This is a genomic window from Corynebacterium lactis RW2-5, from assembly GCF_001274895.1.
GTDB lineage: Bacteria > Actinomycetota > Actinomycetes > Mycobacteriales > Mycobacteriaceae > Corynebacterium > Corynebacterium lactis.
Window position 1 is genome coordinate 658,068 of the sequence record NZ_CP006841.1, and the last position, 21,824, is coordinate 679,891.

19 protein-coding genes are annotated in these 21,824 nt (G+C 61.5%); 14 read left to right on the forward strand and 5 right to left on the reverse strand.

The window, feature by feature from the left end:
• Positions 1-16 precede the first annotated feature (16 nt).
• On the reverse strand, positions 17-859 hold the full coding sequence (locus CLAC_RS02750; protein WP_053411591.1) for a hypothetical protein: 843 nt from the start codon (positions 857-859) through the stop codon (positions 17-19).
• A 280-nt stretch (positions 860-1,139) separates the two neighbouring features.
• Between CLAC_RS02750 and CLAC_RS02755 the strand changes: the two genes are divergently transcribed.
• The 9 genes from CLAC_RS02755 (at position 1,140) to secA (ending at position 12,676) form a co-directional block, all read left to right on the forward strand.
• On the forward strand, positions 1,140-1,514 hold the full coding sequence (locus CLAC_RS02755) for a DUF4259 domain-containing protein (RefSeq protein WP_053411592.1): 375 nt from the start codon (positions 1,140-1,142) through the stop codon (positions 1,512-1,514).
• A 176-nt stretch (positions 1,515-1,690) separates the two neighbouring features.
• Positions 1,691-3,145: an adenosylhomocysteinase gene (gene ahcY, locus CLAC_RS02760; protein WP_053411593.1), complete on the forward strand. Its 1,455-nt coding sequence runs from the start codon at positions 1,691-1,693 to the stop codon at positions 3,143-3,145.
• Between the two features lie 24 nt (positions 3,146-3,169).
• Positions 3,170-3,799 carry a dTMP kinase gene (locus CLAC_RS02765; RefSeq protein WP_053411594.1) on the forward strand — a complete coding sequence of 210 codons (630 nt, stop codon included), beginning with the start codon at positions 3,170-3,172 and terminating at the stop codon, positions 3,797-3,799.
• A gap of 37 nt (positions 3,800-3,836) precedes the next feature.
• Complete coding sequence (mtrA, locus tag CLAC_RS02770; RefSeq protein WP_053411595.1) at positions 3,837-4,511, forward strand: MtrAB system response regulator MtrA; 675 nt, start codon at positions 3,837-3,839, stop codon at positions 4,509-4,511.
• Between the two features lie 84 nt (positions 4,512-4,595).
• A complete protein-coding gene (gene mtrB, locus CLAC_RS02775; protein WP_245621946.1) occupies positions 4,596-6,221 on the forward strand; it encodes an MtrAB system histidine kinase MtrB in 1,626 nt (541 codons plus the stop codon).
• 8 nt (positions 6,222-6,229) lie between these two features.
• Positions 6,230-8,044, forward strand: a complete 1,815-nt coding sequence (locus CLAC_RS02780; protein WP_053411597.1) for an LpqB family beta-propeller domain-containing protein — start codon at positions 6,230-6,232, stop codon at positions 8,042-8,044.
• Between the two features lie 405 nt (positions 8,045-8,449).
• Positions 8,450-8,902, forward strand: a complete 453-nt coding sequence (locus CLAC_RS02785) for a hypothetical protein (protein WP_053411598.1) — start codon at positions 8,450-8,452, stop codon at positions 8,900-8,902.
• Positions 8,903-9,063: 161 nt separating this feature from the next.
• Positions 9,064-9,720, forward strand: a complete 657-nt coding sequence (hpf, locus tag CLAC_RS02790; protein WP_053411599.1) for a ribosome hibernation-promoting factor, HPF/YfiA family — start codon at positions 9,064-9,066, stop codon at positions 9,718-9,720.
• A gap of 259 nt (positions 9,721-9,979) precedes the next feature.
• Positions 9,980-12,676 carry a preprotein translocase subunit SecA gene (gene secA / locus CLAC_RS02795; protein WP_053411600.1) on the forward strand — a complete coding sequence of 899 codons (2,697 nt, stop codon included), beginning with the start codon at positions 9,980-9,982 and terminating at the stop codon, positions 12,674-12,676.
• 100 nt (positions 12,677-12,776) lie between these two features.
• Here secA and CLAC_RS02800 read toward each other — a convergent pair whose 3' ends face one another.
• Complete coding sequence (locus CLAC_RS02800) at positions 12,777-13,283, reverse strand: hypothetical protein (protein ID WP_053411601.1); 507 nt, start codon at positions 13,281-13,283, stop codon at positions 12,777-12,779.
• Between the two features lie 131 nt (positions 13,284-13,414).
• Here CLAC_RS02800 and CLAC_RS02805 point away from each other — a divergent pair, with 131 nt between their 5' ends.
• The 4 genes from CLAC_RS02805 to CLAC_RS02820 all read left to right on the forward strand — a co-directional run bounded on the left by CLAC_RS02805 (position 13,415) and on the right by CLAC_RS02820 (position 17,042).
• On the forward strand, positions 13,415-13,825 hold the full coding sequence (locus CLAC_RS02805; RefSeq protein ID WP_053411602.1) for an HAD-IA family hydrolase: 411 nt from the start codon (positions 13,415-13,417) through the stop codon (positions 13,823-13,825).
• Positions 13,825-14,322, forward strand: coding sequence for a DUF6912 family protein (locus CLAC_RS02810; RefSeq protein WP_053411603.1), 498 nt, complete (start codon positions 13,825-13,827; stop codon positions 14,320-14,322). The genes CLAC_RS02805 and CLAC_RS02810 overlap by 1 nt, the downstream gene beginning before the upstream one ends.
• A 248-nt stretch (positions 14,323-14,570) precedes the next feature.
• Entirely contained in the window at positions 14,571-15,629 is a 1,059-nt protein-coding gene (locus CLAC_RS02815; RefSeq protein ID WP_053411604.1) for a flavin reductase family protein, read from the forward strand.
• A gap of 87 nt (positions 15,630-15,716) precedes the next feature.
• Complete coding sequence (locus CLAC_RS02820; protein WP_053411605.1) at positions 15,717-17,042, forward strand: fatty acid desaturase family protein; 1,326 nt, start codon at positions 15,717-15,719, stop codon at positions 17,040-17,042.
• On the opposite strand, the gene CLAC_RS02825 is transcribed toward CLAC_RS02820, so the two are convergent.
• The 3 genes from CLAC_RS02825 to aroA are packed head-to-tail and all read right to left on the reverse strand — an operon-like array spanning position 17,039 to position 20,989.
• Positions 17,039-18,385, reverse strand: a complete 1,347-nt coding sequence (locus CLAC_RS02825; RefSeq protein WP_082313055.1) for a chloride channel protein — start codon at positions 18,383-18,385, stop codon at positions 17,039-17,041. The genes CLAC_RS02820 and CLAC_RS02825 overlap by 4 nt on opposite strands.
• On the reverse strand, positions 18,372-19,460 hold the full coding sequence (gene rsgA / locus CLAC_RS02830; protein WP_053411606.1) for a ribosome small subunit-dependent GTPase A: 1,089 nt from the start codon (positions 19,458-19,460) through the stop codon (positions 18,372-18,374). Before rsgA ends, CLAC_RS02825 begins: the two co-directional genes overlap by 14 nt.
• Positions 19,461-19,462: 2 nt before the next feature.
• Positions 19,463-20,989: a 3-phosphoshikimate 1-carboxyvinyltransferase gene (aroA, locus tag CLAC_RS02835; protein ID WP_053411607.1), complete on the reverse strand. Its 1,527-nt coding sequence runs from the start codon at positions 20,987-20,989 to the stop codon at positions 19,463-19,465.
• A 112-nt stretch (positions 20,990-21,101) separates the two neighbouring features.
• Here aroA and CLAC_RS02840 point away from each other — a divergent pair, with 112 nt between their 5' ends.
• Entirely contained in the window at positions 21,102-21,818 is a 717-nt protein-coding gene (locus CLAC_RS02840; protein ID WP_053411608.1) for an SOS response-associated peptidase, read from the forward strand.
• Positions 21,819-21,824: the final 6 nt, after the last annotated feature.

Sequence of the window (21,824 nt, forward strand, 5' to 3'; positions counted from 1 at the left end):
GGCCTCGTGGACGGGGCTAAAACCGGAAGAACTTAGAGACATCGGAGAAGTAGCCGCTCCCGGAATCTGACTTCTCCGAGCCAGCCTTCTCAGGCTCTGCATCAGCGGATTGCTGCGGCGCAGTGGTGGTGGGCTGCGTCGAAGTGGCGCTCGTCGACGAAGGTGCTGTTGGTTCCGCGCCCGCGGGACGCAGCGACTCCGGCATAGCAGGTTCCGGCTGTGCCGCGGACTGCTTCTTCGGCTGCTGGGTCGACGGTGCAGGCTGCTCAGTTGCCGTGCTCTGTGGGGTCTCCGCTTCGGAGCTCGTGCTCGGCTTGGAGCCGGAATTCTGGGGCGACGATGGCGCCGCGGGGACTGAATCCCGCTTGATTTCTGGCTGCTTGGTGCTCGAGGGCTCGGGGGACTGGCTAGTCTCAGGGGCACTCTCGCCCGTCGGCGCCGTTTGCGCGGAGGGAACTACGGGAACCGGCTTACTGGGAACCGGTGCTGCAGCTTCCTGCCCCGTGGAAACATTAGTGGGCTCCTGGGGCTTGACGGCGTTGCTCGGCAACGGCCCCGAGGGGATGTACGCGCGAGGCGGCAGGTACGGATCCTCCGTTGCCCGCTGGGCGGGAGAGGTCGAATCCGAATTGCTGGACGAGGCGCTGGTCGAAGGGTTCTCGGTTGCCGAGGAATCCCGCTTAATCGCTGCATCATCCGCCTTGTGGGGCAGCATGTCGCTGGCGCTTTCGACCGTGGTCGCCGTGACGGAGTTGGCTGCGCCCACCTCTGCGGACTTTTCTGCAGAGGCGCAACTGACGAGAACTCCCGAAAGGGGAAGCGCGGCTACGAGCAGAGAGCCAAGGATTTTCTTTCCCACGCCAGTGTCCTTTCGTCAGCGAACTTGTGCAAGCACTCCGTTGGTAACGTTTCCATTACGAAGTGTGGTCCCTAACTTAACACGGCTGTTATCTTTCTGATAGTGTGCGACTCGGATTTTTCCTAGAACCATACATCTGGATACCCCCATTTACCGGGGAAAAGGTGTGCTTTATCCTAAAAACAAAATTTGCTACTTGGGCACTTTTAAATCATTGCTGCTTCGGGTAAAACGGCGATGAAAGGTACATGCAAGACACATGCATCGAAGGGAAAAGCCTATGTCTGTGTGGGAATCGGAAATCTTCTCTAACGACTCGACCATCGAGCTATTCGATGAACTGCAGGATCTCGATGTCGCTGACCGTGTCGACGCCCTGGTGGACGCCTGTCAAATTGCCCTGAGCAGCGATAACGAGGACGAGCAGCTGAGCGGTATTGCGGCCGCTATCGTAGCTGCGATTTGGAACGGCGCTCCTTTCTCTGGCGGAGACATCGTCGAAGATTATGGCTTCATCCGGGAGGGCATTTCGGAAAACGCAGTCGGAGGCGACAAGCTGCTCGAGGTCGCGGCGGAAGTATTCGAAAACCTCACCTCATCGCTCGACGAGTCTACGCAGGCCCTCCTCGAAGATTTCGTAGAGACCGTCGAGTAGAACCTATTTAGTAGGGCGGTAGAGTAGGGCGAGACTTATTCGGCTTTCGCCTGTTATTACCCCCGGCAGCAGGCGGGTTCTCGTGTCCCCATTCTTTTTGGGGAGTGCATCGGGCGGGGCTGCAAGAGAAGTTCCCGTATCAACTTTCATTTTCTAGCGTGACAAAGAGGCAGTACATGTCGTCGAAGAACACTGACTATAAGGTCGCAGACCTTTCCCTGGCTGAGGCAGGTCGCCACCAGATCCGTTTGGCGGAGCACGAGATGCCCGGACTGATGGCGCTGCGTGAAGAGTACGCGCAGCAGCAGCCCTTGGCCGGTGCCCGTATTTCGGGTTCCATCCACATGACGGTGCAGACTGCGGTCCTCATTGAAACGCTGACCGCCTTGGGCGCTGAGGTTCGATGGGCTTCCTGCAATATCTTCTCCACCCAGGACGAGGCCGCTGCCGCAATCGTCGTCGGCCCGAACGGTACCCCGGAGGACCCACAGGGCGTACCTGTCTTCGCTTGGAAGGGCGAGACTCTTGAGGAATACTGGTGGTGCCTCGACCGTATCTTCGATTGGGGAGACGAAGAGGCCAACATGATTCTCGACGACGGCGGTGATGCCACCATGGCTGTCATCAAGGGCGTCGAGTTTGAAGACGCCGGCCTAGTTCCGCCGACCGACGAGTCCGACTCGGACGAGTTCATTGCCTTTAAGGACATGTTGCGCCGCAGCCTGGAGGCGGACAATGGCCGCTGGCACCGCATCGCAGAGTCCGTCAAGGGTGTCACCGAGGAGACTACGACCGGTGTCCACCGCCTCTACCACTTTGCAGAGCAGGGAGTTCTGCCCTTCCCGGCCATGAACGTCAACGACGCCGTGACCAAGTCGAAGTTCGATAACAAGTACGGCACCCGACACAGCCTCCTGGATGGCATCAACCGCGGCACTGACATGCTGGTGGGCGGTAAGAATGTTCTGGTCTGCGGCTATGGCGACGTGGGCAAGGGCTGCGCCGAGGCTCTGTCCGGCCAAGGCGCGCGAGTTCAGGTCACCGAGGCCGATCCGATTAACGCTCTGCAGGCTCTGATGGACGGCTACGATGTCGTTCGCACCGAGGACGTCATCGCTGATGTCGACATCGTCATCACCGCGACCGGCAACATGGGCATCATCACCTTCGAGCACATGCAGCAGATGAAGGATCACGCCCTGCTGGGCAACATTGGTCACTTCGACAACGAGATCGACATGCACAGCCTGCACCACCGCGATGATGTCCGTCGCGTAGAGATTAAGCCGCAGGTCGCTGAGTACATTTTCCCGCATGCCGACGGTGTCGAGCGCTCGCTCATCGTCCTGTCCGAGGGACGGCTGCTCAACCTCGGAAATGCCACGGGGCACCCGTCCTTCGTCATGTCGACCTCGTTCGCTGACCAGACAATCGCCCAGATTGAGCTCTTCTGCAACGGCGACAAGTACGACAACACCGTGCATCGCCTCCCGAAGATCCTGGACGAGAAGGTTGCCCGCATCCACGTCGAGGCTCTCGGTGGCGAGCTGACTCGCCTCACCAAGGAGCAGGCCGAGTACATCGGCGTTGACGTCGAGGGCCCGTACAAGCCCGAGCACTACCGCTACTAAGCCTGCGAGTCCGAGCGCACAACAATGATTATTGCTATCGAAGGCATTGATGGCGCGGGGAAGAACACCCTGGTCACGGCGTTGTCCGAGTCCCTGCGCGCTCGTGGCTTGATCGTGGAGAGGATGACCTTCCCCGCGTATCGGCAGACAATCTTCGCGGACCTCGCAGATCAGGCGCTCCACGGACAGTTGGGCGATACCGCAGAGTCCGCGTGGGCCATGGCTCTGCTTTTCGCGCTCGACCGCAAGGACCGTCGGGAAGCGATTGCGCAGGCCGAGCGGGACAGCGACATTCTGATCATCGATCGCTATGTCGCCTCGAACGCGGCCTATTCCTTCGCTCGAACCGGGGACCGGGCGATTGTCGATTGGATCGAGCGTACGGAGTTCAGTGAATTCGGCCTGCCCACCCCCGACCTGCAGGTCTGCTTAGCGACGCCCGTTGAGGTCGCCGCTGATCGAGCGCGCTCGCGGGAGCAGTCCGATGCCAGCCGAGTGCGCGATGTCTACGAAAAGGACGGTTCGTTGCAGAGCCGAACTCTTGCCGCATACTCGGATTTGGCGGCGAGCGAATGGGGCTCGCCCTGGCTGTTCCTGACGGGAGATGACGGGGTCTCGGTGCTCGACGAGTGGATTGCCACGAACTTTCGTTAAGTCAAGATGTTATTGAATTACGGCTAGAATGAAATCCATGACGTCAAAAATCCTGGTAGTAGATGATGATCCGGCTATCGCTGAGATGCTTACGATGGTGATGGAGCGCGAGGGCTTCGAGACCGTGGTCGTGGATAACGGCCTGGAGGCAGTTGAAGCTGCCTCCCGTGAGAACCCGGATTTGATTCTCCTTGACCTGATGCTCCCAGGCCTAGGCGGTGTCGACGTGTGCCGTAACGTGCGCGAGACCTCGTCCGTCCCGATTATCATGCTCACGGCGAAGACCGATACGGTCGATGTGGTTTTGGGTCTGGAGTCGGGCGCCGATGACTATGTGACGAAGCCCTTTAAGCCGAAAGAACTGGTCGCTCGCGTTCGCGCTCGCCTGCGTCGCCAGGAGGACGGCCCCAGCGAGACCATTGAGGTCGGCGATCTTACTATCGACGTCCCCGGTCACGCGGTGTTCCGTGCTGGTAAGGAAATTTCGCTCACGCCTCTGGAGTTCGACCTGCTGCACGCCCTGGCATCCCGCCCGAAGCAGGTATTCTCCCGTGAGGAGCTGCTAGAGAAGGTCTGGGGTTACCAGCACAACGCGGATACCCGCCTGGTCAACGTCCACGTCCAGCGCCTCCGCTCCAAGATTGAGGTCGATCCGGAGAATCCGCAGATTGTTTTGACGGTTCGAGGCGTCGGTTACAAGACCGGCGAATAGCAGTTTCGGAGCCGGAAGTCGTTCGTTTTGGGCCAGATAATCTCACAAGTCCGTTCGCGTACTGACCGCGCTGTCTCATGGGGCGTGACCCTGTGGCGCACGTCCATCCAGACGCGCATCCTCACCTCGGTCGTGCTGCTCAGTGCGCTGGTTATTGCGATTGTCGGCTTCGCGCTGGCATCGATGGTTGCGCAGCGGTTGGTGGATGCGAAAGTCTCCGCGGCCGATGAGGAAGTCGACCGCGCCAGGGTCGTCGTCGAACAGGCGATTGAGAATTCGGCTGCAAACGAGCTGCAGGCGCTGCTTAACGTCGGGCGCGAGGCTCTGGTGGACCGCGCGGCGGGGACTAGCTCCGGCGCACTGACGTCGTACGAGCCCCTGCTTGTCGCGCCCGTCCCGCGCGGGACCACTGTGGCCTCTTCGCCTATCGATGCCGATATCCCGCAGCGTCTCCACGACATTGTGCGGCAGGGACAGATCGCCTACCAGGTGCGGGAGGTCACCGGCCACGATGGTTCGACGTATTCGGCGCTGATTATTGGCACCCCGACGACGACAACGGTCGACGGCCTCGAGCTCTATCTCGTTATGCCGATGGCGGCGGAGGAATCGACGATTAACCTGGTTCGCAGCCTGCTGCTCGGCGCGATGTTCGTGATTACGCTGCTTCTCGGCTCGATCACGTGGTTCTTCTCCAACCAGGTCACGGCACCTGTGCGTTCGGCCTCGCAGATCGCTCAGAGGTGGGCGGACGGTCACCTGCGCGAGCGCATGGTGGTCCAGGGCGAGGACGACATGGCGCGTCTGGCGATGAGCTTCAACAAGATGGCAGAGTCCCTGTCCAACCAGATTCGCCAACTCGAGGAGTACGGCAGCCTGCAGCGGCAGTTCACGTCCGATGTGTCCCACGAGCTGCGCACGCCGCTGACGACGGTGCGTATGGCCGCTGATTTGATTGCCGACGGCGCGGAGGACCTCGACCCCGCAACCCGCCGAGCTTCCGAGTTGATGAACTCGGAGCTCGAGCGATTCGAGATGCTCCTGAACGACCTGCTCGAAATCTCCCGCCACGATGCCGGCGTCGCGGATCTCTCGGCCGAGAAGGTCGATGTGCGCCGATGCATTGACGCGGCGTACCAGCAGGTTACGGTCGTGGCCCAAGAGTCCAAGACAGAGGTGCGGATGCACATGCCGGACGAACCCGTCGCGGCCACGGTGGATACTCGTCGTATCGAGCGAGTTCTCCGCAACCTTATGGCTAACGCCATCGATCACAGTGAAGGAAACCCTGTCGACGTCTACGTCCGCGCCAGCGATTCCGCCGTGGCGTTCACCGTCGTCGATCATGGCGTCGGCTTGAAGCCAGAGCAGGAGGAGCTGGTCTTCAACCGCTTCTGGCGCGCCGATCCCTCCCGAGTGCGCAGAACCGGCGGCACCGGCCTCGGTCTCGCCATCGCCCGCGAGGACGCACATCTCCACGGAGGCGAGCTCGAGGCGCACGGAATCCCCGGGGTGGGAAGCTGCTTCCGACTCACTGTTCCCCTCGAACCGAACGCCGCAATGGGCCCCTCGCCGCTGCCTCTGCAGGTGCTTGACGACGAGTCCTCGGTGCAGCAACCCAAGGAGATCCTTGACGACGGCAGAGGAGAGTCCGGGGAGACTACGGGAGCCGAACGTCGGCAAGCGAACAGCGGAGATGAGGAGATCTGAGGACTGTGATGAGCGAATTCCAACATCCGCGCTCTCCGCTGCGGCGTAACGCGCGCAGAATCGTGGCGGTGTCGGCGGCGCTGGTTCTCGGTGTGGCAGGCTGTACGACCGTTCCCAGGAACACGACTCCGCACGTGCTTCGTCCCTTCGAGGCGCCGCAGGCGAGGATTGACGTGCCGAAGCCTCGCCCGAACGTCAACGCGGATCTCATCCTGCGTGATTTCTACGCGGCGGCAGCGCACCCCATCGACGATTACGCGGCGATGCGCGCCTTCATGACACCCGAATTGGCGAAGAGCTGGAATCCCAAGGAGCGCGCCAGAATTGTCGACGGCATCAATCTGATTTCTACAAACTCGGAGTCGTCCAATCAGAATCGGCAATCCTTCACTGCCCGGGGCAATGGTGTCGGCCTAATCGGCGATGACGGCGCGTACGAGCCCAACACTGCGGCGCTTGAGGAAAGCGTCGAGATGGAGCTGGGTGCCGACGGGCAGTGGCGCATCTCGTCGATTCCCGATGGGGTTGTCATGGAGCGGCAAACCTTCCTAGACAACAACGCGCCCCGCAATATTTACTTCCTGGACCCTTCCGGAAATCAGCTGGTGACGGAGCGGCGCTGGCTCTATCGTGGTGTCAATGACGGCGCCACCGACCTGCTGACGAAGCTGAAGAACGGTCCCAGCGCGCCGTTGATTCCCGGCGTGACGACGGTGCTTCGCAACACCGCCTCAATTTCCGTGGAGGCGGGGCCGGATATCACCGCTGAAGGCCGAACCGTCAATATCTCGGGACTGGGAGAGGTAGATTCCGACCTGAGAACGATGCTGGCCGCCCAAATTGTCTGGACTCTCGCCAGCGCGGACTTCCGCGGCCCATGGCTGCTGATGGCGGATGGTAAACCACTCGTGCCCAATCACGAGGGCCCCTGGACGAAGGATAGCGATGAGATTCGCTCCTTCGACCCCAGCAGGATGCCGGCGGATCTCGTGCGGATGCGCACGGTCGACAACGACGGCATCTACGAGGTTGTGGACGGGCGAGCTAACCCGATGGGCAAGGGCTGGCGCGCAACCGGAAGCACGATCCTCACTTCGGCTGCCGTCGGTGTGGACATGGAGGGAACGGAGCTGCTCGCCGCGGTATTCCGGGCCAGCCGGGACAACAACGCCGAGTCCACCCTCATGCTGGGGCTGGCCAGTGGCACTCCGGCGCCTGTCCTGAAGGGGCAAAGCCTGACCCGGCCATCGTGGTCGCCAGATGCCTCGGCGGTGTGGACCGTCAAGGACGGCAATAAGGTACTGCGCCTAGTTCGCTCTCCCGAGTCGTCCCAAATTGTCGCCGAAGAGGTGGACACTAGCGAACTCGAAGGGTTGTTGGGTGAGGGTGACCAGCAGATTTCGGAATTCCGCGTGGATCCCTCCGGTACCCAGGTCGCGATGATCGCCAACGCCCAGGTCTACATCGCGACTATTGAACGCAGCGAGTCCAAGCCCTGGAAGCTGACGTACCCGCGCCGAATAGCTCTGTCCGAGGGGGTTAGCCCGCTGTCTCTCACCTGGTCGGCTAACCAGACGATCACAATCGGTGCTTTCGGATACGAGTCGCCGATGTGGCGCGTGTACCCGGACGGGGCGACCAGCTCGGTGCTGCCCAAGCTGAACCTCTCGCCGCCGGTGACGGTCGTCTCTTCGACGTCGTCGAGGCTCTACGCGCTCGATACCAATGCGCTGATGGAGTTGATCTCCGGAGAGGGCGAGGAGCAGTTCTGGCGAAAGGTGCCCGGCGTTTCGGGACGAATGGCTCCGGTTTCCGTCGAGTAGCGGCCTGGCCCAAATCAGCTAGGCTCCAAGGGAGATTGCGCCTCACAAGGGGAAGGGGCGCGAGAGTAAATGGAGGGGGATGGCTCTGTGTACCGTCGGAAACCTGAACTTGGAGCATTCGCCGACAGAGCACTGCGACAGGTGCAACATCTCGTGGGCGCGGTGGGAGAGCTACTTGTTCCACCGCAATGTCCGGGGTGTGGCAGGTCTGGTGAGTGCGTTGAGCATGGGAAGTCCGGGGATCTCTGCCCGCAGTGCAAGGCGCAATTGCAGCAGGTTCCGAGAAGATTTTCTCCTCGCGCTAGTTTGAGGGCGCCCGCCTGGACTTGCGGGCCGTATGCCGGGGCTCACCGCGGAATAATCCTGTCCGCAAAGGAGAGGGGAAGCCGTCGCGCCAGGGAGATTATGGGAGCTGTGGTCGGTGCTGCGCTGGGGAACCTTGCTGCGGTCGGCGAGATTATGCCCCCGTTAATCACCCCCATCGTCCTAATTCCGGCACCTACGCGCCGAGGCTCGGCACGGCGAAGGGGTGGCGATCCGGTAACTCTGGCCTGTGAGTTTGCTGCCGCGACAATGCGCGGAGTGGAAGTGTTGTCGCTGGTGCAGACGCAAGCGTCGACTACGGACTCCGCGGAACTGGGAGCCTCGCAGCGTCGCGCGAACTTGTCAGGACGAATCCTTCCGAACGTAACCGCCGGGTCCGAAAAACACGCTCAACTGCTGAAACTCTGTGAGTCTGCCACAGTGGTACTCGTCGACGATGTGGCGACGACAGGTGCGACAGCCTCCGAGACTGAGTTGGTCTTGGCCTCGTTAGGGGTGCGCCTCGACCTCGTCTTGGTTGTGTCCAGGGCCTGAGGGAAGGGCCGTCGGAAAGTGGCAAAAGATTTCCTGCAGGACATGGCGTGGGTTACCCCCGTGTCTGTATCCTTGGAGGTGCAGTAAGACCCGTCACCGTAGACGCCGTGAGTAATCCCGCTCACGGAAGGGCGGTGGCCATACCGGGAGGTAGGTAGCAAGTGTCCACACCTGCTGACAACAACGAGGTACTCAGCCCGAACGCTCAGGTAACCATTACCGGGCGCAACGTTGAGGTCCCAGAGCACTTCGCCGAGCGTGTGAAGTCGAAGCTGGCCAAGGTTGAGCGTCTCGACCCTACATTGACCTTCTTCCACGTTGAACTTCAGCACGAGCCGAACCCGCGCCGTGCAGATCGTTCCGATCGCATTCAGATCACCGCAACCGGCAAGGGCCACCTCGCCCGCGCCGAGGCTAAGGAAGACAGCTTCTACGCTGCGCTCGAGTCCGCTCTGGGCAAGATGGAGCGTTCTCTGCGCAAGGTAAAGGCTCGCCGCAAGATCAGCCGCTCCGGCCACCGTGCCCCGATTTCCGTCGGCGAGGCAACCGCTTCGCTGGTGGCGGAGGCCCAGTCCGAGCAGGCAACGAAGGCGGATCCGTACGAGGACAAGGTCGAGGACATGCAGCCTGGCCAGGTCGTACGTACCAAGCAGCACTCGGCCACCCCGATGTCCGTTGAGGACGCGCTGTCCGAGATGGAGCTCGTCGGTCATGACTTCTTCCTCTTCGTCAATGAGGAGACCTCTCGTCCGTCCGTCGTCTACCGTCGTCACGCATTCGACTACGGCTTGATCGAGCTGGAAGGCGAGAAGGAGTAATTCTCCTTCTCCTAAAGTCAGCCGGGGCTAGATGCCCCGGCTTTTTATGTCGCCTGTGGAAATCGCAGGGGATAGGAGGCGGAGCAGGATAGGCGGAGCCCAACCTGCCTTCGAAGCTGCATCCGGGAGTTGCCGTGTCTACCAGCATCGGCGTGCCAGAGACGCACCTGTCCCTTTCATGAGAAGATCGGGTTCGTCGTATAATTGAACACTTGACAGTCAGAAGTACGATTCATCCGGCCGGAAAGGTCCTAATTTAGTGTTTTCGCTCAGCAAATTGCTCCGCGTTGGTGAAGGTCGAGCCGTAAAACGGCTCGGAAACATCGCGGATCAGGTCATCTCTCTGGAAGACGATTACGCCGCCCTGTCGGATGAGCAGCTGCGAGCTAAGACGGATGAGTTTAAGCAGAAGCTTGCGGATGGCGCAGACCTCGATGAGCTGATTCTCGACGCTTTCGCCACCGCCCGCGAGGCTTCGTGGCGTGTTCTGGGCCAGAAGCACTACAAGGTCCAGATTATGGGCGGTGCCGCGCTTCACTATGGCAACGTTGCCGAGATGCGCACCGGTGAGGGTAAGACCCTGACCTGTGTTCTCCCCGCCTACCTGAACGCGCTGAGTGGCAAGGGCGTCCATGTGGTCACGGTGAATGATTACCTGGCCAAGCGCGATGCCGAATGGATGGGTCGTGTCCACCGTTTCCTTGGCCTGGAGACTTCCGTTATTCTCTCCGAGCTGACCCCGGATCAGCGCCGTGTCGCCTATGCCGCGGACATCACCTACGGCACGAACAATGAATTCGGTTTCGATTACCTGCGCGATAACATGGCGCACTCCTTGGACGACCTGGTTCAGCGTGGGCACAACTACGCCATCGTCGACGAGGTCGACTCGATTCTTATCGACGAGGCGCGTACGCCACTGATTATCTCGGGCCCGGCGGACGGCGACCCGCGTTGGTACCTCGCGTTTTCCCAGATCGTTCCGCGGATGAAGCGCGATATTCACTACGAAGTTGACGAGCGCAAACGCACCATCGGTATCCGCGAGGAAGGCGCCGAATTCGTCGAGGATCAGCTGGGCATTAAGAACCTCTACGCGCCGGAGAACTCTTCCCTGGTGGGTTACCTGAACAATGCGGTGAAGGCAAAGGAGCTCTTTACCCGCGATAAGGACTACATCATCCGCAACGGTGAAATTCTCATCGTCGATGAGTTCACCGGTCGCGTTCTGGCAGGCCGCCGCTACAACGAGGGCATGCACCAGGCTATCGAGGCCAAGGAAGGGGTGGAGATCAAGAACGAGAACCAGACGCTGGCTACCGTGACGCTCCAGAACTACTTCCGTCTCTACGAGAAGCTGTCGGGCATGACCGGTACCGCTGAGACCGAAGCGGCCGAGCTGCACCAGATTTACAAGCTCAACGTCATGGCCATCCCGCCGAACCGTCCGAATCAGCGCCAGGACATGCCTGACCTGATTTACAAGACTCAGGAAGCCAAGTTCGCGGCGGTCGTCGAGGACATTCGGGAGAGCCACGAGAAGGGGCAGCCTGTCCTGGTCGGTACCACGTCGGTGGAGAAGTCTGAGTATCTCTCCCGCCTCCTGCAGCGCGAGGGCATCGCGCACTCGGTGCTCAACGCCAAGCATCACGATAAGGAGGCTGAGATTGTCGCGCTCGCTGGCCGTCTCGGCGCAGTTACTGTGGCTACCAACATGGCCGGCCGTGGTACTGACATCGTCCTGGGTGGTAACCCGGACATCGTCGCCGACCTGAACCTGCGCGAGCGGGGACTGGACCCGGTGGAAACTCCGGAGGAGTACCAGGAGGCTTGGGATAAGGAGATTGAGCGAGTCCGCAAGGCCTCCAAGGAAGAGGCTGAGAAGGTCCGCGCGGCCGGTGGCCTGTACGTCCTGGGCACCGAGCGCCACGAGTCCCGCCGTATCGACAACCAGCTCCGCGGTCGTACCGGCCGTCAGGGGGACCCGGGCCTGACCCGCTTCTACCTGTCTATGCGCGATGAGCTCATGGTCAGGTTCAACGGCCAGCGCATGGAAGCGCTGATGAACACCCTGAACGTTCCGGACGATGTTCCGATTGATTCCAAGGTCGTCTCGAACTCCATCAAGAGCGTCCAGACCCAGGTGGAGAGCCAGAACTTCGAGATTCGTAAGAACGTCCTGAAGTATGACGAGGTCATGAACCAGCAGCGTAAGGTCATCTACGCTGAGCGCCGTCGCATTCTCGAGGGCGAGGATCTCAAGACCCAGGTGCGCGATATGCAAGATGACGTCATCGACGCCTACGTCGGTGCCGCTACCGCGGACGGCTATGTGGAGGACTGGGACCTCGACGAGCTCTGGCACGCGCTCGAGTCCCTCTATGGCCCGACCTTCAGCTCGCAGGAACTGATCGATAGCGATGAATTCGGTGCGGCCGGCGACCTGTCTGCGGCTGACCTGTCGCGTGCGCTGCACAGTGACATCTCGGCTAGCTACGATCAGCTCGAAGACGCGGTCTCGGCAATCGGCGGCGAAGAGCAGATGCGCAATATCGAGCGCTTCACCATCCTGAACGTCATGGATCAGAAGTGGCGTGAACACCTTTACGAGATGGACTATCTGAAGGAGGGCATCGGCCTGCGCGCAATGGCTCAGGCGGATCCCCTGGTGGAGTACCAGCGTGAGGGCTACGACATGTTCACCGCCATGATGGACGGCATCAAGGAAGAATCTGTGCGCCAGATTTTCCTGCTCCGCAACCAGATCATACCGAGCTCCGATAGCTCGGCCGAGAGCCAGCCTGCAGAACTGCCGACCGACGAAGGGGCTTCGCCGACGCAGATGACCTACTCGGGGCCGAGCGAAGACGGCAGCGCCGAGCAGCAGCGCGTCGACAACGACGAGCCGGGCAACCGCTCCGAGCGCCGCAGGGCCGCCCGCAAGCGTCGCCGTTAAGGGCCGTCACCAAGCGAATTCTGTTGAATTAAAGGGCTTACCCCGCCTGGGAACCTCCGTCACTCGCGAGACTAATAAGGATGCCGGCAAGAGGCAGCTTCTAGATCACGCGGAAGGCGGTGAGCATCCAGGTGCGGGAGCCTTTTTCTTTTCGCCGGCTGAAGGTGCCGGTGAACGCGCGGACTCGGGGGCCGATGCTGCAGCTGCCTATGAACTCGATCTTCGCCCCAGAGACGGAGAGACTGGGATGAAAGGATTGCAGCGCGACGCCCTTGAGATGGGTGTTCTTGGAAAGCGTTAGCAGTGCCGCGTGCGTCTTGGGGTCAACGCTGATTTTGCGCAGGCCATCGATACGCCTGCGGCCCCCGACGATGTCGAAGACGAGTTGCGTGATACCGCCGAGGCTGCGCCGTTCCTCGGCGCCGATACCCGTATTCTGTGGCTTTTGGCGCACGGCACGTTGGATTTGAGGAGCAGTTTTCCTCGGCTGCAGGCTGTGCATTTCGCGGGTATTTTTCTCGCGGCTACGCATATCAATCGTGTGCAAAAGCCTGAATCCCGATGCTGGGACAAGGTGCTCGTGCATGGCGAGTTCTGCGTAATTCATGGATTAATCCCCCCTGTAATCCCGATAATTTCTGTGTTTTCCCCCACGGTGGTACCTATTTTGCTACAAATTTTGCGCTTTCGCTGGAGTCGGTGTCACATTTTTCTGCCGGGGGCATTACCATATCTGCCATGCGCGGAATGATTATCGATTACTGTGGCGTCCTCGACGGCACTGATGAAGAGCAGGCTCGCTGGCGCAACCTTTTGGTTGAGGCCCGTGCCGGTGGAGTGGCCCTCGCTGTGCTTTCGAACGACCCAGGCGGTCCTGGTGCGGATCCGATTCGCAAGCTAAAGGATGATGGCCTGGTGGATGCCGTCAATCTCTCGGGGGAGATCGGGCACGAGAAGCCGAGCATCGAAGCTTTCGATATTGCTGCCGCCAGCATTGAGCTTCCTGCGCGCGATTGCGTCTTCGTGGACGATTCGATCGAGAACATTCACGCAGCCGTTTCCCACGGGATGGTCGGCGTCTTCTACCAGCAGTTCGACCGTGCGGTCGTGGAGATTGCCGGCTTGCTCGGGCTTGAGGGCGAGTTCTAATGCGTGTTTACATTCCCGCTACGTTTTCGATGCTGGAATCGCTGAACGAAGACCGCTTGCTGCACGCCCGTAGCGGTTGGGGATTCGCGGTTACCGAGTCCTTGCGCGATTTCTACACTGATGGCGACGACGAGGAGCTGGCGGATATTGCCTTTGACGAGGCCTCTCGCGCCTCCCTGCGCCTGCTCGATGCCGAAGCGGAGGGGGCGAAATTCGCTTTGCGCCGCGTTGTAGTCTCCGCGGATGTTGACGCGGAGCCGCAGTCGGATATGGGAGAGGCTGTTGTGCGGCTGACTGGCCCTGTTTCTCTTTCCGACGTCGCGGCGCTGCATATCGACGTTGCCCAGTCGGAGGAGAAGGTTCAGGCTGCTATCGCCGCCGTTGATGCCGCCGATCTCGGGGACGAGGACGCGGAGCTGGCTGTCGGGGATGCCCTGGAGATTCCGCTCGCGTGGTACGACGTCGCAGAGCTGGGCATGGTAGTCGAGCTGATGTAAAGGCTTCATGCGTTCCGTCGCGGCGGGGAAGCTGCGGAGTGAATAGGGGAGGGGAGTAAAGGCCGGGTTGTGTGCCCGGCCTTTTTTCATGCCCCCCAGTGTCCTTTCCAAGAGAAATATGTTTTTAGCACTTGACTAATAACCTACTGCGCCGTAGGCTACGAAATCGTAAGTTTTGAGGGTGTAAGTAAAGCGAAAAGGTCAAGTCCTAGTCGCGCGCCCTCGCTGCCAGACGAGGAGGCCTAAGCGTGAGCATTATCGGCACATTGTCGCGAGCATTTAAACACCTGTCCACGCCACTGCTGCCGGATGATTACACGTATCTGGTCAACCCGCTATGGTCGCGTCGCAGTCTGCGCGGCCAAATCGAATCCGTCACCCGCACCACGCCGACGACCGCGGAGCTGGTTATCCGGCCGGGCTGGGGTGTGCCCACCGACTTCCGAGCTGGACAGTTTATCGGGATTGGGGTCGACGTCGGGGGCAAGTATCTCTGGCGTTCGTACTCGCTGACTAACGCGCCTAAACCTGCAGATGGATTGTTGACAATTTCGGTCCGCGCGCTCGAAGAGGGCTTTGTTTCCCAGCACCTAGTCGCCTACGCCGAGCCTGGAACCGTGGTGCGGCTGGCTGCCCCCGCCGGCGAATTCCATCTGCCGCAGCCGGTTCCGGCCCGCATCGCTTTTGTTACTGCAGGGTCGGGTGTCACGCCGGTTATCTCGATTCTGAGGGACCTAACGCGCCGAGGAGTCTCCTCGGAAGTCGTGCACATCCACTCCTACCGAGGTGAGGAAGACGCGGTCTTCCTTAACGACTTGCGAAACCTCTCTGCTACTTCGGGCAGCCTCGACTACACGCTGCACGAGTGGGACACCGCGACCGCGACCCGTCTGGATAGCGGCTCCGTCGCTGAGATGATTCCGGACTTTGGCCAGCTGGCGGCGTCGGAAAGCGCGTTTGCGTGCGGCCCCACAGGCCTGCTGTCCGATCTGGAAGAATCCTTCCCCGGAGTGAAGACGGAGCGCTTCGCGGTGGACCGCGCGGGCGCCGGCACAACCGGCGGAACTGTGGACTTCGGCAGCAGGGGAACCGCTAGCGTCGATGGTGCGACCACCATCCTCGAAGCGGGGGAACAGATCGGCGTAACGCTGCCGCACGGATGCAGGATGGGTATCTGCGCCACCTGTGTTCAGCAGCTTTCCGACGGAACGGTGCGGGATATTCGCAACGGTGACACCTTTGAAGCAGGAGAGCGGATTAGGACATGCGTGTGTGCGCCGGTGGGGGACGTGTCTTTCGACCTATGACAGGCCCCAAAAATACACGAATTAGACACCCTAGATATCTAGACACCGTCGCGAAGCTGCGATGAAACTGCGAAGGACTCTTTGACAATGGCTATTTCCGATATCGCCTCCTACGCCCACCTGACCGAAGAAGACGTAGCGGAGATTGGGAGGCGCTTCACCGAGATTGAGAAGCAGCACCGCGAAACACTCGGGCAGGCCGACGCCCGCTATATTCGCACGCTAATCCGAATTCAGCGCACGCTGGAGGCCTCCGGACGCGGCCTGCTGATGGTGCCCACGGCGGGGCTGGCCTTAGACCGGCTGAACCTGCTGCCAAAGAGCTGGAAAAACACTGCTCATTGGGGATTTACCTGGGCGGGAGTGTCCGCACTGGGGCTGGCGAAGATCCTGGAAAACCTGGAGATCGGCCACAACACCATGCACGGGCAGTGGGATTGGATGAACGACCCCGAAATTCACTCCGCGACATGGGAGTGGGATAACTCGTGCCCGTCGTCTGGATGGAAGCATTCGCACAACTTCGTGCATCACAAGTACACCAACGTCATCGGCATGGACAACGACGTGGGATACGGCATCCTACGCGTCACCCGTGACCGCCGCTGGAAACCGACCACCCTGCTACAGCCGGCGACAAATGTCGTGCTTGCCAGCCTGTTTCAGTGGGCCGTCGCGTTCTACGACGTGGAACTGGGTCGCGTCTTCGCAGGTAAGAAGGAGTGGTCTGAGACCCGCGCCCAGCTGATGGAGGTCTTTGCGAAATCCGGCAGGCAGTTGCTGAAGGATTACGTCCTCTTTCCGGCAATCTCCGGGCCGCGCTACAAGCAGGTGGCTTTCGCGAATATGATGGCTAACCTGGCCCGAAACGTGTGGGCGTACGCGGTAATCTTCTGCGGACACTTCCCGGATGACGCCGAGACCTTCACCAAAGAGCAGTACAGCACCGAAAATAAAAACGAGTGGTACCTGAGGCAGATGCTGGGGTCGGCAAACTTCCACGGAGGGCTGGCGCTGTCAGTTTTGTCCGGAAATCTGAACTACCAGATCGAGCATCATCTCTACCCGGATATGCCCTCCAACAGGCTGGCGCAGATCTCCAAGCAGGTGCAGGAGATTTGCCGTGAGTACGACTTGCCATACAACACGGGATCCTTCCCGAAGCAGTTCCTTCAGGTTCAGCGCACAATACTGAAGCTATCCCTGCCGGATCGGTTCCTCGTCGCGGATCCGGATAACGCGCCGGAGGTGCGCTCAAACGATGCCTTTAGGAAGCATCCGGAAATCGAAACCGCTCTCGACGGGACCGCTAGTCCGCGCCGCGGCCTAGCTACGGGCCTGCGTCTGCTTAAACGCCTGCGCCCGTCAGTGCGTGAGATTGTTCGCGCGTACACGGGGCGCTCGACGCATTAGGACTTCTTGGGCTCCGCAGGCTTATCTGCAGGTTTCACCGCAGACTTCTCCGTGGCGCTTTCCGCAGCGGGTTTTTTGTTCCAGGGCATGTGCTGCTTGCGCGGAAGTCCCAGGCTGGAGCGGATGATAGCTACCGTTAGGGAGGCGGTCGCTGCAGCGAGGAAGAGTGCGAGGTAGGACTCCGAGCTCTGCCCGGTGAACTCGACTGTGACGATCAGCGCGAAGAACGGAGCCGCCATCGAAGCGGACAAGAACGCTGCGGCTCCCAACAGCGCGTAATCGCTCAGCGGAATCGATGGCATGATGGGCTCGACTAAGCATCCGACGATGAAGCCGCTGAGCGCGCCGATGGCAAAGCCCGGGGTCAGCACGCCGCCGACCGCGCCGGAGCGGAACGTCATCAGCACGGCAATGGTTTTCGCCGCGAGCAGCATGACCGCGAACCCCAGCAGCGGCCGGTCCAACAGCACCGTCGACGCTGCGATGCGACCGTTGCCGAGTACCTCAGGAAGCCACAGGGACACCACGCCCACCGCGGTAAACGCCAGCGGTATGGACCAGGCACCATGCCAGCCGGTGGGGGCCTTCTCACAAGCGCGAGAGCTGGCGAAGCGAAAGGCATACCCGGCGGCACCGCATACGACCCCGAGGAGCAACGCTGCGCCCAGGTTGCCCCAGCCCTCGGACAGCCCGATTGGGTTGTAGAGGGGGCTATTGCCCACGACGATGCCCGAAGTGACGGTCGCCACCGCGGAGCAGGCCAGCACGACCATCACCGCGGTGATGGACAGCGAGCCGAGGAGAATCTCAAGCGAGAAGATCGCCCCGGCCAGGGGGATGTGATAAATCGCGCCGAGCCCGGCGCCCGCGGCTGCAGCCACCAGGATTCTCCTGGTCAGCAGGTCTACCTTGAGTCGCTCCGACAGCTGCGAGGCCATCATTGCTCCGGCCTCTCTGGGCGCGTTCTCGCGTCCCATCGAAGCACCTGCGGCGACGGTCGCCATCTGGAGCATTACGTTGGCCAGCGTCGCCCACACGGGCATCAAGCGACCGTTCATACCGGCCTCTACACTTTCAATAGGCGTTGCGAGTTTCCTCAGCGCGGCCCACGCTGGGCCCGCGACCAGGCCCGCCAGGACGATGCCCACGAAGCGCTGCATGCCCGTGGTCCCGTCCGTCACGACGGCCAGATCGCCCTCGTGCTGGCCGTAGACCAACCACTCGATGCCGTGCATGGTCAGCGCCAGGCCAGCTGCGACGAGGCCCGTAGCCAGGCCGATGACGAAGGTATAGATGCACAGCCGAACCCAAGTTGTCGGTTCTGGATGGTCAGTCTCGCTCAATGTCTAGCTCCCAATCCTCATTGGATGCCAGCGCTCCGAGCAGCCTGCGCACCGCCATAGCGCGACGGTAGAGAGCCCCCTCGAGTTTGTCGAATGCGCACTCGGGATCCGCAGGTGGTCCCAGGTGTGTGCAGCCGCGCGGACATTCTTGCGCCGCCTCGGCAAGATCCGGAAATACCTCCAGCACCGTCTCGGGTGTCACGTGGGCCAGGCCGAAGGAGCGAATTCCCGGGGTGTCGATAATCCACGCTGCCTCGCCGGATTCTGTCTCCCCACCGCCGTTCGAGACACCGCCTGCATCGCTTTCCGACGGGGGCAACACCAGCGCCACAGACTGGGTCGACGTGTGGCGTCCCTTGCCGACGCCGCTGACGGCGCCCGTCATCCTGTTGGCATCGGGGATTAGGCGATTGACCAGCGTGGACTTGCCGACACCGGAGTGGCCGATCAGGGCGCTGACCCGTCCCGGCACATCGACCAGTTGGCGGAGCGGCGCAAGATCGTCCTCCACGCCACAGACCACCACCTCGACGCCTAGCTCTCGGAATTCGGCGGCGAACTCCTCAGGGTCTGCGAGGTCCGACTTAGTCAGACACAAGACGGGGCGCACCCCGCCGGCGTATGCCGCGACAAGGGCGCGTTCCACGAAGCCCGTGCGCGGTGGCGGGTCCGCCACTGCGCTGACGATGAGCAGTAGCGATGCGTTTGCGACGACAATACGTTCATAGGGGTCGTTGTCGTCGGCCGTGCGGCGCAGAACCGTAGAACGATCTGCCAGCTTCACAATCCTGGCGAGGCTACCCTCGCGGCCGCTGACGTCGCCGACGATGCCCACCCGGTCACCGACGACGATATTTGTGCGCCCCAGTTCACGGGCTCGCATGCACACGACGGTGATGTCCGGAGCCTCATCCAGCACGACGCCCCAGCGGCCGCGATCCTTCGTGACCACCATGCCCCAGTGGGCGTCGGCGTGCGCCGGGCGGTCCTTAGTGCGGGGCCTCGAGCCTTTTCCCGGGCGAATGCGGATATCCGATTCGTCCCACTGACGGCCACCGCGCCTGCGCGCAGCCACGGTTAGTCAACCGCCTTAGAGACTTTATCCGCGAAATTCTCACCGGCGGGTCCGTCGGGGGCGTCGAGCTGTCGGGCTACCTGTTCAGCCAGCTCTGCGGGCGACGGAGCGTCGATTCCGAGCATCTTCATCCAGCGCATATCGAAGTTCGGCATCGTCTTTGCGGTCGTTGCGATGTTCTCCACCACAACACCCGGGGTGCGCAGGCCGATAATCGCGCCGGCCGTTGCCATGCGGTGATCCGCGTAGGAATGCCAGAGACCCCCGTGCAGAGGAACGGGGTCGATGCGGATGCCGTCGTCAAGCTCGGTGGCCTTGCCCCCGAGACGATTGATTTCGGTGGTCAGCGCGGCGAGGCGGTCCGTTTCATGGCCGCGCAGGTGTGCGATGCCGGTGAGGACGGACGGAGTGGTTGCCAGGGCCGCGATGGCTGCGACGGTTGGGGTGAGCTCGCCGATGGCGGACATGTCGAGCTCAACGCCGCGCAGCTCGCCGGGGCGCGGGCCGGTGACGGTGAGGCTGTGACGGCCGTCTGGGGACTCGTTGAAAGTGACGGTTGCGCCCATCTGGGAGAGAATGTCGCGAATCTGATCGCCGGGCTGGGTGGTTTGCGCCGGCCAGTCCGGGATGGTCACGGTTCCGCCGGTAACGGCGGCGGCACCGAGGAAGGCCGCTGCGTTGGACAGGTCCGGCTCGATGACCCAGGTGCGTCCTTTAATCTCGGTCGGGCGGATCTCGAATACAGTGCGCGGGCCATTGGGTGTCGAGACCTCGCGCTCGTCCACCTCGACCCCGGCCTCGTTTAGCATGTCGATGGTCATATCGATGTGCGGGCGTGAGGGGACCTCGCCGGTGGGGCGCAGAATGAGCCCACGACCGTAGTGCGGTGCGGCCAGCAGCAGTCCGGAGACGAACTGGCTGGACGCGGAGGAATCAATCTCGACCTCGCCGCCAATGTCGGGCGTGTGCTCGGGCTGGACGGAGTCTCCCAATGTTGCGCCCCGGTTCGGCCCCTGCGGATTGACCGTAAACGGAAGTCGGTCGCCGTCAATCTGGACCCCGAGTCCTCGAAGCGCTTCGAGGACAGCGGACATCGGCCGCACGCGAGCCTCCGGATCGCCATCGAAGAAGACCGCGCCCTGGGCGATTGCCGCGATCGGAGGGACGAAGCGCATGACGGTGCCCGCCAGCCCGCATTCGACCACGCCGCCGCGCAGCTTGTGAGGGGTGATTTTGAGCGTGTGGTTCGGAGCTCCCGCGTAGTCCGAATTGGCGTGAATTTCGGTTCCCATGGCCCGGAGTGCGTTCATCATCAGCTCTGTGTCGCGGGAGCGCAGAGCTCCGTGAATCGTCGAGGGGGTAGACGATAGTGCTGCGATGACGAGCGCCCGGTTGGTGATTGACTTCGAGCCGCCGACCGTGACCGTCGCGGCGAACGGTGGTCGGGCCTCGTCGGTGGCATTTTTACCTGCCGGGTCTCCAGCAAGGTCGACTGTCGGGGCGGGCCAATTCTTATTTTGGGAACACACGTAAACAATTATGGAACAAACCGGTGTGGAACCTCGACCGGAGGGGCCCATAGCTCAGGCTATATTCAATGATTTCGTCACGATTCGCCCGTTTCGGGGCACAATCGGAGACATGTGTGGTCGCTTTGTCACCTTCACCGTCGAGGAGGAACTGCTGGGCATCCTCTCTCGCATCGATGGGCTTGACCCAATCATCGCGGATGGTCCACTGCCTTCGGAACGCTACAACATCGGACCGACTATGCCGGTTGTGGCGCTCGCGCGCGGCCCAAAGCAGGTAGACGCAGCCCCACAGACACCGGGAACTATCGCGGCTACCGTCAGATGGGGACTCATCCCGCACTGGGCCCGCGAGATTCCCACGACCCCGTACTTCAATGCCCGGAGCGAGACCTGGCGCGATAAGCCCACCTTCCGTGACGGTCAGCCATGCGTGATCCCCATGAATGGCTGGTATGAGTGGCGTGATGGTCGGCCCTACTTCGTCAGCCTCTCCGGCCCGGGCGCACCCACACACTCCGCCCCGGTTTTCACTGTCGCCGGGCTCTGGGCGCGCTGGGGCAGCGTCGTGTCCGCCACCATTCTCACCACCGCCGCAGTAGGGCACCTGGCTGATCTCCATCACCGCATGCCTCGTGTGCTTGCCGACGGTGAGGTCGCCGACTGGCTCGACCAGGCCGATTGGGCCAGCGAAGGCGACGTAGGGGTGACCGCTCCGGACCTGGTGTCGCAATTGACGGTCCGGGAAGTCGGGCGCGCTGTCGGCAACGTTGCCAACGACGGGCCGCACCTTCTCGACGACCCCGGAGGCCAGACGCAGCTGCTCTAACGCTGA

What these genes read in the sequence shown, in the direction of transcription:
- CLAC_RS02755 (WP_053411592.1), top strand. Translation starts at nt 1,140, where the DNA reads ATGTCTGTGTGGGAATCGGAAATCTTCTCTAACGACTCGACCATCGAG.
- ahcY (WP_053411593.1), top strand. Translation starts at nt 1,691, where the DNA reads ATGTCGTCGAAGAACACTGACTATAAGGTCGCAGACCTTTCCCTGGCT.
- CLAC_RS02765 (WP_053411594.1), top strand. Translation starts at nt 3,170, where the DNA reads ATGATTATTGCTATCGAAGGCATTGATGGCGCGGGGAAGAACACCCTG.
- mtrA (WP_053411595.1), top strand. Translation starts at nt 3,837, where the DNA reads ATGACGTCAAAAATCCTGGTAGTAGATGATGATCCGGCTATCGCTGAG.
- CLAC_RS02780 (WP_053411597.1), top strand. Translation starts at nt 6,230, where the DNA reads ATGAGCGAATTCCAACATCCGCGCTCTCCGCTGCGGCGTAACGCGCGC.
- CLAC_RS02785 (WP_053411598.1), top strand. Translation starts at nt 8,450, where the DNA reads ATGGGAGCTGTGGTCGGTGCTGCGCTGGGGAACCTTGCTGCGGTCGGC.
- CLAC_RS02800 (WP_053411601.1), bottom strand. Translation starts at nt 13,283, where the DNA reads ATGAATTACGCAGAACTCGCCATGCACGAGCACCTTGTCCCAGCATCG.
- CLAC_RS02805 (WP_053411602.1), top strand. Translation starts at nt 13,415, where the DNA reads ATGCGCGGAATGATTATCGATTACTGTGGCGTCCTCGACGGCACTGAT.
- CLAC_RS02810 (WP_053411603.1), top strand. Translation starts at nt 13,825, where the DNA reads ATGCGTGTTTACATTCCCGCTACGTTTTCGATGCTGGAATCGCTGAAC.
- CLAC_RS02820 (WP_053411605.1), top strand. Translation starts at nt 15,717, where the DNA reads ATGGCTATTTCCGATATCGCCTCCTACGCCCACCTGACCGAAGAAGAC.
- CLAC_RS02840 (WP_053411608.1), top strand. Translation starts at nt 21,102, where the DNA reads ATGTGTGGTCGCTTTGTCACCTTCACCGTCGAGGAGGAACTGCTGGGC.